The 10,238-nt window shown below is 74.4% G+C and carries 7 protein-coding genes; 4 read left to right on the top strand and 3 right to left on the bottom strand.

Annotated elements, in window-relative coordinates; translation table 11 throughout:
- Positions 1 to 495 precede the first annotated feature (495 nt).
- On the top strand, positions 496 to 2,484 hold the full coding sequence (locus tag CCN35_RS13095) for an RICIN domain-containing protein (protein WP_079129507.1): 1,989 nt from the start codon (positions 496 to 498) through the stop codon (positions 2,482 to 2,484).
- A 71-nt stretch (positions 2,485 to 2,555) separates the two neighbouring features.
- Here the strand turns inward: CCN35_RS13095 and CCN35_RS13090 are convergent, their stop codons facing one another.
- Together CCN35_RS13090 and CCN35_RS13085 are read right to left on the bottom strand one after the other, a co-directional pair.
- Positions 2,556 to 3,176 carry a DUF4232 domain-containing protein gene (locus CCN35_RS13090; RefSeq protein ID WP_067388703.1) on the bottom strand — a complete coding sequence of 207 codons (621 nt, stop codon included), beginning with the start codon at positions 3,174 to 3,176 and terminating at the stop codon, positions 2,556 to 2,558.
- A 355-nt stretch (positions 3,177 to 3,531) separates the two neighbouring features.
- Complete coding sequence (locus CCN35_RS13085) at positions 3,532 to 5,904, bottom strand: SpoIIE family protein phosphatase (protein ID WP_067388705.1); 2,373 nt, start codon at positions 5,902 to 5,904, stop codon at positions 3,532 to 3,534.
- A 792-nt stretch (positions 5,905 to 6,696) separates the two neighbouring features.
- On the opposite strand from CCN35_RS13085, the gene CCN35_RS13080 reads away from it, so the two are divergent.
- From CCN35_RS13080 to CCN35_RS13070, 3 genes are all read left to right on the top strand, one after another.
- A complete protein-coding gene (locus CCN35_RS13080; protein WP_067388858.1) occupies positions 6,697 to 6,942 on the top strand; it encodes a hypothetical protein in 246 nt (81 codons plus the stop codon).
- 3 nt (positions 6,943 to 6,945) lie between these two features.
- On the top strand, positions 6,946 to 7,323 hold the full coding sequence (locus tag CCN35_RS13075; protein WP_067388707.1) for a toxin Doc: 378 nt from the start codon (positions 6,946 to 6,948) through the stop codon (positions 7,321 to 7,323).
- Positions 7,324 to 7,722: 399 nt separating this feature from the next.
- Positions 7,723 to 9,366 carry an RICIN domain-containing protein gene (locus CCN35_RS13070; RefSeq protein ID WP_086792747.1) on the top strand — a complete coding sequence of 548 codons (1,644 nt, stop codon included), beginning with the start codon at positions 7,723 to 7,725 and terminating at the stop codon, positions 9,364 to 9,366.
- Positions 9,367 to 9,634: 268 nt separating this feature from the next.
- Here CCN35_RS13070 and CCN35_RS30220 read toward each other — a convergent pair whose 3' ends face one another.
- Positions 9,635 to 9,922, bottom strand: coding sequence for a hypothetical protein (locus CCN35_RS30220; protein WP_201450800.1), 288 nt, complete (start codon positions 9,920 to 9,922; stop codon positions 9,635 to 9,637).
- Positions 9,923 to 10,238: the final 316 nt, after the last annotated feature.

The following is a 10,238-nucleotide window of genomic DNA, read 5'->3' as shown; positions in this document are numbered from 1 at the left end:
CTCGGGTTCCCCGGTCCCGGCCTCTCCCGTCGTCATCCTCTTCCCCGCCCCGTTCTTTCCCCCCTGCCGATGAGGGGGATCTTCCCTTGCCGGCAAGGGATCGCCCCTCCCGCGCCGGCTCCCGGACCGCCCGGCGCGGACGGGCGGCCCGGGGGTCCGCCCGACGGGCCGGCCCCGCGCCGCAGGAGCATCCGCCGGAAGCGCGCAAGCGCTTCCGAACGTCATTGAAAAATCGTCAACAAGGCAGTATCGGGAGTCCTTTGCGCAAAATCGTGCAATCCCTTGTTGCCCGCCAGCGGCCTGTGCAAAGGTGTGGGCCGTCGGCGAGCGGAAAAAGGGTCCTTCCTCTGCGCGGAGGACGTTCGGGATGCCGCCACCCCCCATTTTTGGTATGGACCAAATCCGCGGTGTGTATGGAGGAATGCAGCCGTGAAAGACCCGGGCGTGCCCGATTTTCCCAAGTCACGCGGTCCGTTCGGGGTCACGGACGAACAGATGGGCGCCGAACTCAGGAAGTGGACGGGGATCGAGCCCGCGCTGCTGCCCGTCGGGGAGCTGCTCGACCGGCACTGGGAAGCGGTATACGCCTACGCACGGCTGTGCACCGACGGCCCGCAGGCCGCGGGCATGCTCACCACCGCGGCCTTCACCCGCCTGTTCGGCCAGGCCCTGCGGCAGTCGGGGCCGGAGATCGCCTGGCGGCCCCAACTGCTTCTCGCCGTACGGCGCATCGCGGCCGAGTGGAGCGCGGACCACCGGTGGGAGATGCTGCACCCGGAGCTGCGGACGGCGGGCGACGGCGGCGATCGGGCCGGCACGCTTCTGCTGCCGCCGGACAACCGCCGTCTGCTCTCCCGGGCGTTCCAGCGGCTGTCCCGGACGGCTCGCGTCCTGCTGTGGCACACCGAGGTCGAGGCGGAACCGCTCGCGGCCCCGGCCCGGCTGCTCGGCATCGGCGAGGAGGAGGCGCGCATCGAGGCGGAGCGGGCCCGCGAACGGCTGCGCGAGGAATGCCTCCAGGTGCACCGCGGGACTGCTCCCCGGCAGGAGTGCCTGCTCTACTTCCGGCTGCTGGACGTGACCTACCGGCGCGGCGACGCCGACCTCGACCCCGACCTGCGCACGCACCTGGACGGCTGCACGCACTGCCGGCACACCGCCGACCAACTGTCCCAGTTCAACGCGGACTTGGGCGCCGCTCTCGCCGAGGGCGTCCTCGGCTGGGGCGCCCGCGCCTACCGTGACTCCCGCCTGGTGCCCACGGCCCCGGAAGGAGCGGCACCCCCGAGGCCCGCCGGGGGCGAGCCGTTCCCGCCGGCCGGGGGAGAGCCGTTCGGCCCCACCGCCCCGAGCGCGCCCTTCCCCGGCGGAGGGCCGGTCCCGGACCCGTCCGCCGGGGGCGAGCCGTCCCCGCCCACGGTGACCGCGGCGTTCGGCGAGGCACCGGGGACCGGCGCGGAATCCCCGGCGGGGACCCGGCACCGCGCCCGGCGTCCGGCCTTTGAAGCGGAACGGGCCGCGGCGGACGACGGGGCCCGGCCGCGCACCGGGGGACGGCGGGCGGCCCAGAGGGCGGCGCGACGGGCCGCGCGGCAGCGCAATCTCGCCCTCGCGGTGGCCACGGTGAGCGGGCTGGTCGTCCTGCCGCTCGCGCTGTGGGTGGTTCTCGGCTCCGGGGACGGGACGACCGCCACCGGAGCCGTCGAACGGCCCTCCGGCACACCCGGCAGCGGCTCTCCGTCCGCCGGGCCGTCCCGGATCGGCGCCGACGCGGCGGGCAGGACCCCCGTGCGCGGACGGCTGCACAACGTCGCGTCCGGACTGTGCGTCGGCGTCGTGGGCAAGAAGGCCGTCGAGGGTGCGGAGACCGCGCTGACGGACTGTGCGTCGACGCCCGACCAGCAGTGGGTGTACGAGACCGACGGCCTGCTGCGCAGCGGCGCCGCCCCCGAGCTGTGCCTGGACTCCCGCCTGGGCTACTCGGTACGGCTCGCTCCCTGCACGGACCCCTCCGGGCGGGACCGCCCGAAGGACATCCGCTACGACTTCACCCTGCAGGGCGTTCTCATACCGCGCTTCGACCAGGACCTGGCCCTGACCCCGGCCGCCACCGACGGCGGAGGCGCCCTCGTCCTCAAGCTCCGCGCGAAGGACGACGCCCAGCGCTGGGTGATGGACGCCTCCACCCCCGGCCTGCAGCTGGAGGTGGTCCACTGGGACGCGGACGGTGCCTCCTCGGGTCGGGCACCGGCCCCGGCCGCCTCCGGGCCGTCGTCCTCGGCGAAGCGGCCGGCCCCGGCCGCCACGGCCACCCCGGCACCCCGGACGACCCCGCGGCCGACGGCCACCGGCGCCGCCCCGCGACCCGCCGACAGCTGTGACGCCCGCGACCGCTTCTGCTCGGGGGACCGCGACCGGCGTCACCGCCGCCCGGGCGGCCACGGGTATGGGTACGGCTACGGACACGGCTACGGCGGGCGCTGAACCACGTCGACGACGACGCGGCGGAGGACGGGGAAGCCCGGCCGTTCACCGCTCGGGAATCCGTGCACCGCTCAGGGACCCGTACCCGGGCCGAGGACCGTCAGGAACACCGAGGAGGCGTTGCCGCCCACGGGGACCGGGCCGGCCGTCCACTCCACCGTGAGGTGGTCGTGCTCGTCCGGCGGGGTGACGAGCAGCGCGGCGGGCACCGCCGTCCTCGCCTCGCTCACCTCCGGACTGGAGAACGTCAGCCCCGCCCAGGCGCTGCGGCCCGGCCTCAGCGTCACCGTGGTGGGCGTCCCCGGGGACCGCAGGGGGTCCGGGCCCAGCTGCCTGCCCGCGGCGTCCACGAAGGCGGCACCGGGGTAACCGCGCACGGTGCAGGTGCGCTCGGAGGTGTTGGTCAGCACGACCGGGAAGTTCACCTGCCCGGCGCCCGGATCGCGGCGGCCCACCGACGCCTTCAGCTCGAAGGTGCGGCAGCGGGTGCTCGTGGCGGCGGGACGGGGGCCCGCCGTGTCACGGCCGAAGGAGCCGGCCGTGCTGCCCGGGGGCGCGACGGTGACCGGCACCCGCTGCGGAGCAGCGCTCGTACCGCCGCCGTCGCCGCAGGCGGTCAGCAGGACCAGGGCGGCGGCCGCGCAGGCCGGCAGGGCAGCGGCCCGGCGGGCGGACGGGGACGTGTGCGTCATGTTCCACACTCCTGGAGCTTCGTCGCACACGGTGGCCGCGTGCGTCCGGCGCCCTGTGCGCCGTCGTGCGCGGCCGATGCGCGAACCGGGCGTGGGCGGGAGATCCGCGCCGACCGTGCTTTCCTCCAGGAACTCCTTCCCGCCGGAGGCCGCGCGGAGTTCACCCGTACGGGGGCGGATGATCCGCGGGGAGCGACCCGCGTGTTCGGGTGCGCCGCCGTCGCCGCGCCGTCGGGCGCACGGATGCGTGGATGCGCGGGAGTACGAGTGTGCGGTGTGCCCGAGACCGGCCGCCGCAGGACCGGGCCGTGGGCATGGGGGGCACGGGGGCGGGCCGGTGTGTGCCGCGCGCACCTCACCCTTCGTCGCGCAGACTCAGCTCCGCCCAGATCGTCTTGCCCTCGGTGGTCTGCCTGCTGCCCCACCGCCGGGTGAGCTGGGCGACCAGCAGCAGACCGCGGCCGCCCTCGTCCCAGGTCTTGGCACGGCGCAGATGCGGGGCGGCATGGGTGGTGTCGTACACCTCGCAGATCAGATGCGTCCCGTTGTGGATCAACCGCAGCCGGATCGGCGGAGTGCCGTACCGCAGCGCGTTGGTGACCAGCTCGCTGACCACCAGTTCGGTGATGAACGCCGCCTCGTCGAGTCCCCAGACACCGAGCTGCTCGACGACCTGTCTGCGCACCGGGGCGACCAGCGACGGGTCGGTCGGGACCTCCCAGGTGGCCACCTGGGAGGACGGCAGGCCCCTGGTGCGGGCCAGCAGCAGGGCGGCGTCGTCGTAGGCGCCGTCCGCCGGGAGCAGGGTGCGCAGGATGTGGTCGCAGGTCTCCTCCAGGGAGCCCGACCGGGCCGCCAGCGCCTCGCACAGCAGCCGGTGACCGGTGTCGACGTCCCGTTCGCGGCCCTCGAGCAGCCCGTCGGTGAAGAAGGCCAGCACACTGTCCTCCGGCAGGACGAGCTCGACGCTCTCGAACGGCAGTCCGCCCACGCCCAGCGGCGGGCCCCACGGCAGTTCCACCCGGCGCGGCGGGCCGTCCGGCGGGAGCAGGACCGGTGACGGGTGTCCGGCACGGGCGAGCGTGCAGCGGCGGGAGATCGGGTCGTACACCGCGTACAGACAGCTGGCACTGATCTCCCCGGGGCCGTCCTCGCCCCCGGCGGACATCCGGGCCACCACGTCGTCGAGGTGGGTGAGCAGTTCCTCCGGGGCGAGGTCGATGTCGGCGAGGGTGCGTACGGCGGTGCGCAGGCTGCCCATGATGGCCGAGGCCTGCACACCGCGCCCGAAGACGTCCCCGACGACCAGGGCGACCCGCATCCCGGACAGCGGGATCACATCGAACCAGTCACCGCCCGTCCCGCCCCGGACCGCCGGCAGATAGCGGGAGGCCGCCTCCACCGCGGCGGTGCGCGGCAGGGTGCGCGGCAGCAGGCTGCGCTGCAGGGCCAGAGCGGTCTCCCGCTCACGGGAGTAGCGCTGGGCGTTGTCGATGCAGACGGCGGCGTGGGCCGTGACCTCCTCGGCGAGCAGCACGTCGTCGGGCGTGAACGAGCCGGGCCGCTCGAACCGGACGAACACGGCGACGCCCAGGGTCACCCCCCGGGCCCGGATCGGCACGGACATCGTGGAGTGGACACCCAGCTCCCGGACACGCAGGCTGCGCACCGGGTCCCAGGACAGCCACTTGTCCAGGTCGCCGGTCTCCTCGGAGAGCACCACCGAGTGCTGGGTCACCAGGGAGGCGCCCTGCGGAGAGGTGGCCGGGTAGACCTCGGTCCTCCCGACCGCGAGGACGGCCTCCGGCGTGCCCGGAGTGATGGAGGTGTGGGCGGCCCGGCGCAGGGCGACCGGCATGGGCGGCGGGCCGGTGGACGACTTGTTGTCGTACGCGGCCGTGTCCAGCAGGTCGACGCCGACGAAGTCGGCGAGGGCCGGGACGCAGACGTCGGCGAGCTCCTGTGCCGTCCGGGTGACGTCCAGCGTGGTGCCGATGCGCACACTCGCCTCGTTCACCAGCTGCAGCCGCTCGCGCGCCTGGTACTGCTCGGTGAAGTCGTGCACGGCGACGCACACCCCGCGCACCCGCCCCTGCGGGTCGGTGACCGGGGACATGCGGGCCAGCCAGGCGTGCGCCCGGCCGTCGACGCCTATCGGCACATACGTCCGTACGTCGTCCTCCCGGCCGGTGGTCAGGACCCGGTGCATGTGCCGTTCGAAGTCCTCGCTCTGCCGGTGGCCGCCGATCTCGGAGTGGCGCAGACCCCGCAGCCGCTCGGCCGGCATCCCGCCGAACACCTCCGCCATGGCGGCGTTCATCCCGTGCAGGCGCAGTCGCTCGTCGTAGACGGCCGTGGCACAGGGGGACTGCATGAGGTCGATCCGGGACAGCGGATCGTCCGGGTCCCGGGGTGCGTCGTTCTCCAAGGGAGTGACCAGGAACAGGCCGCCGCCCTCCTCCGGGGAGCGGCGGTTGGCCAGGACCCAGACGGTCACGGCGCGTCCGTCCCGGTGCCGCAGAGTGAGCGTGCCGTCCCAGCGCCGTTCCCGGGGGAAGTCCGGCCGCGGGTCGCCGGCCAGCAGGTGTGCCGCCGGGCTGCCCAGCACCTCTCCGGGGGTCCAGCCCAGCAGTCGGCGTGCGCCCTCGTTCCACTCCACGAGGACACCGCGATCATCGACGACGGCCCGTGCCGTGACGGCATCGTCGAACGGGTACACCGGGCGCATCGTCGCCACTCCCACAGTCTACTTCCGCGGAGAACACCGGCCCGGCCGCGACGGGAGCCGAGGAGGGGGCGTCCACCCCTTGAGAAGCAGACCGCCGGTGCCACGGTCGTCGTCGTATTTCGCGCCTGCGGGGGAGGCGCAGGGGGAAGGAGAAACGGAGAGGAGAGCAGGAGAAAGACAGGGAAAGGGGCAGGGGAGAGGCAGGAAAGAGGAACACGACGGAGGAGAACGGAAGAGAGAAGAGAAAGGCGCAGCGGAGAGCGAGGAGGGGGACGAGGAGGCGAGAGGACGGGAAGGCAAGGAAGAAGCAAAAAGAAACAAGAGGACAAGGCGACAGGAAGACAGAGAGGCACAGAGAGGCAGAGGCACAGAGAGGTACAGAGAGACAAGGAGGGATGAAAAGGAAAAGAGACAAAGAGGGACAAGGGGAAGGAGCGGTGAACCGCGGACGAGGGGCCCTCCTCCGTCCTGCGGCCCGCCGCGGGCGGGACCCGCGCGAGGGTGCGTGGTGTGCGCGGCCGTGCGGCCGCCCCGTCGGAGGCGGGGCCGGCTCCGGCAGCCGGAACTCCTCGCGCACGGAGCGGACTTCCGAAGGCGCGGCCGGTTCCGCCGCAGTGACGGCGTCGCCTCCCGGGCGGCGGACGAGGCGGCCGGCGGCGGGAGCGCGGGACGGGTCCGGATGCCTTCCCCCCGGTGGCCCGGGGGCCCGCGAACCATGCTTCGGTACCGATGCCTCACCGCTGTGACCTGCGGGTATTTACGTGCAAGTACCTGAGCGGTACCGTGTGGGGCATGCCAGCTCTCAATGTGGAGTTCAGCGATCGCGAACTCGAGGACCTGCGCCAGATCGCCAAGGAGCGCGGTACGTCGATGAAGGCGCTCGTGCGTGAGGCGGCCGCCGCCGACATAGCTCGGCACCGGGCCCTGCAGGAGGGCGCCGAGGCTTTCCGCAAGTTCTTCACCACGCACGCCGACGAGTTCGCCGAGGCCTTCCCCGAGGACGAATCGCCCTCGAAGGGCGAGGGGCGGGCCGCCTGACCGATGCCCCCTGTCATCCACATCGACGTCCCTTGGCTGTTGCAGCGCCACGAGGAAGTGCTGCCGGAGCAGCCCGCGATCGACGACTTCTCGGCCCTGGTGGCCGCCGTCGCCCGCCATCGTGTCGACCCGCCGCGTCTCGGCGTGGACTCCGACCCGGCCTGGCGGGCCGCCGCGCTGCTGCACACCCTCGCCGTGCTCAAGCCCCTGCCGGCGGCCAACGCCCGCTTCGCCTGCGCGACAGCGGTGGCCTACATGTACATCAGCGGCGTGGGCATCGACCCGCCCTACGGTGCCCTCGTCGACCTCGCCCGTGACCTGATGTCCGGCAAGACCGACGTCTACGAGGCCGCCGACCGGCTGCGCTCCTGGCAGATCTGACCACCACTCGGTCCGTACCGCGGTCCCGGGCCGCCGGCCGCGGACGGGAGAACGGCGTCGGCGGCTCCCTCGCGTACGTGCCGCAGACGCACAGGGGATGCGGTGCGTGCGTGCCGCGCACGGGGTGTGGCAGGGAGCGGGCGAAGGCGATGCGACAAGGGCCTGCGTTTCTGAAATGCCCGGTTTTTTGACCTTATGTCATCAAGGGTGTGGGGCCCTGCCCGTGTGCCTTGTTGGGTGTCATTGAGTTGTGCCAGGCTGAACTCTCCGTGCGTGGGCGAGGATCGAGTCCGAGGGGGACAGCCCAGGGGAGTCGAGCCGATTCGCCGCCGGACGTAGGCTGAGCCCGCGCGCGTACCATCTCGCACCATTCAGGTACGTACCGAAGGAAACCGTTTCGTGCCCACCCCCCACCTTGCTCGTCCTCCCTATCCGCCGCCCGGCGGTGCCCAGGGAGAACCCGACGAGTCCCTCGCAGCACGGCTCGGCGGCAGCTCGGACGCCGAAGCCGCCCGATGCGTCGCCCTGTTGATGGCCCGGCACTGGCAGCCGGTCCACGAGTACGCGGCGATCTGCCTCGCCTCCGCGACCCCGACCGCGGCCATGGTCGCCTCGGCCGCCTTCCACCAGGTCTTCGAACGGCTGACCCTGGGCGAGCCGGGGACGGCGCTGCGCCCCCGGCTGCTGGTGACCGTACGGGACACCGTCCGGCTGTGGGCCACGGAGGAGCAGGTGTCCGGCGTCCTCCCGGAGTTGCGCAAACCCGCCGGGGGCCGGGGGATGCGCACCGCCGCGTCCCTGATACCGGAGAACCGCCGGCTCGCCCAGCGGGCCTTCGAGGGACTGTTCCCGGCCGGCCAGTGCCTGCTGTGGCACACCGAGGTGGAGGCCGAACCCCTCGACGTCCCGGCCGGACTGCTGGGCGTGGACCTCGAGACGGCGGCCCTCACCCTGGAGCAGGCGCGGGAGAAGTTCCGCGAGGGCTGTGTGCGCGCCCATCAGGAACTCGCACCGGCCGACGGCTGCCGCCTCTACAACCGGCTGCTCGACGCCCCGATCCGCCGGGGCGGCGATCTGCTGCCGGACGTCCAGCGGCATCTGGACGACTGCCGCTACTGCCGGGAGGCGGCCGCACAACTCGGCCTGGTGGACAAGGGACTGGGCGAGCTGCTCGCCGAAGCGGTGCTCGGCTGGGGCGCCGCCCGCTACCTCGAAACACGCCCGGACCGCGCCCAGCGGACCTCGCGCGCCAGAGGCTCCGGCCGGCGCGGCGGCAGACGGTCGGCCGGCGGCGGCCGGAGCCGGCCGCTGTCCCGGGTCATGGTGTCCGGCCGCCTCCCCGGCGCCCCGCGGTCGTCCCGTGCGCTGCGCACCGGCATCGGAGTGGCCTCCGCCGGACTGCTCGCCACCGTGCTCGGCATCAGCCTGTGGTCCAGCGACAGCGGCACCGCCCCGGCCGCGTCCACCGGCGCGATCGGGGCCGGGGTCACCGCACCCGGCACCGCCTTCCCGACCCCGTCCGCCGATCCGGCGGCGCCCGGCACCACCGGGCTGTCCCCGGGGACGGGGCAGACCCGGCTGCGCAATGTCTCGATCGGCCTGTGCCTCGCCGTCCGGGGCGAGCCGAGGGCCGGGGCGGCCGCCGAACTCGCCGAGTGCTCCTCGGAGCAGGACCAGCAGTGGTCCCTGGAGGACGACGGGCTGCTGCGCAGCGCCGCCGACCCCGGGCTGTGCCTGGACTCGCACGCCGACGCGGGCGTGGTCGTCCTCGGCACCTGCGCGGAGTCCGGCAGCGAACGTACCTCCGACGTGCGCTACGACGTCGGCCCGCAGGGAGAGCTGCTGCCCCGCTGGGAGGAGGGGGTCGCCCTCGCTCCCTCCTCGCCGCAGGTGGGCACCGACGTGATCGTCAAGGCCCGCGACGGCTCGACGGCCCAGCGCTGGGCCGTCGACTCCTCGCCGGAGAGCCCCGGTTCCCTGTCGATCGCCGGGACACGCACTCCGTCGGCCCGCCAGGCGGACCTGTCGGGCGACGCCACCTGAGCGGCCGCCTCGCGGCGGGCGTCGTACCGGGCCGCCCCTCGGCCCCGGCCTCCGGCCCGTCCGGCTCACGGGCCGGTGCGCGGGCCGGTGCGCGGGCCGGAGGCCGGGGCCGGTGCGCGGGGCCGGCGGCGGCGACCGCCCGCCGGCGTGCCCGGCAACGCCCTCGCCTCCGAGAGACGCCGCAGCAGGCCCCCACCGACCCCCGGGGTCACCGGGACGCCCGTGCGCCCCGGTGACCGCGGCACCGCCGGACCGGACGGGCCCGGCGTCAGCTCCTCGCGGCGGAGGACACCGCCACTGGATCGGCGTCCGGCGCGCCCGGTCCGGTGGTCGGCGGCACCGGGACGTCGACGGCACGGGCCGGCCGCGGACCCTCGGGTCCGAGAACCGCCCGGGGCCCGGGGAACAGCCGCAGCAGCGCGAGATGCAGCACGGCGGCCACCACCGGCGACAGCGGCCGGCCGAGGCCGGCATCGCCCGCGAGACGGACCGGCGGGCCGACGAACCGGCCCGGGATGTTGGTGAACAGCACCCCGATCAGCGCGAGCGGACACACCGGCAGGAAGAGCCGGCGCGGCGGGACGGCGAGCAGTCCGCCCGCGAAGCCGGGGGCCGCGGGATCGACGTGCCCGGGGCCTGGGCGGCGATGATGCCCGCCGTGGCCGGACCGGAGACGAACGGCAGCGGGGTGGCCACCTGCGCCAGGAAGGCGGCGCGGAAGCGGGCTGCGGGGCCCGCTGTGCGCATCCCGGGAACTCCCGCCGCCCGGTGAATCGGCCGTGGCGGGGCGGCCGTGGTGGGCCGGCCGCCGTCGTGCCCCTGTACGGGCGTGCGCCGGGCGAGGGTGCCGCCGCGGCCACCGGGCGGCGCCG

This window comes from Streptomyces thermovulgaris (genome assembly GCF_002155915.1).
GTDB lineage: Bacteria > Actinomycetota > Actinomycetes > Streptomycetales > Streptomycetaceae > Streptomyces > Streptomyces thermovulgaris.
The sequence above is the reverse complement of the archived record's forward strand: the minus strand, read 5'-3'. Positions and strand labels throughout refer to the sequence as shown.

Coding starts and splice junctions, on each gene's coding strand:
- CCN35_RS13095 (WP_079129507.1), top strand. CDS start 496: ATGGGCGCCGAACTCAGGAAGTGGACGGGGATCGAGCCCGCGCTGCTG.
- CCN35_RS13080 (WP_067388858.1), top strand. CDS start 6,697: ATGCCAGCTCTCAATGTGGAGTTCAGCGATCGCGAACTCGAGGACCTG.
- CCN35_RS13085 (WP_067388705.1), bottom strand. CDS start 5,904: ATGCGCCCGGTGTACCCGTTCGACGATGCCGTCACGGCACGGGCCGTC.
- CCN35_RS13090 (WP_067388703.1), bottom strand. CDS start 3,176: ATGACGCACACGTCCCCGTCCGCCCGCCGGGCCGCTGCCCTGCCGGCC.
- CCN35_RS13075 (WP_067388707.1), top strand. CDS start 6,946: ATGCCCCCTGTCATCCACATCGACGTCCCTTGGCTGTTGCAGCGCCAC.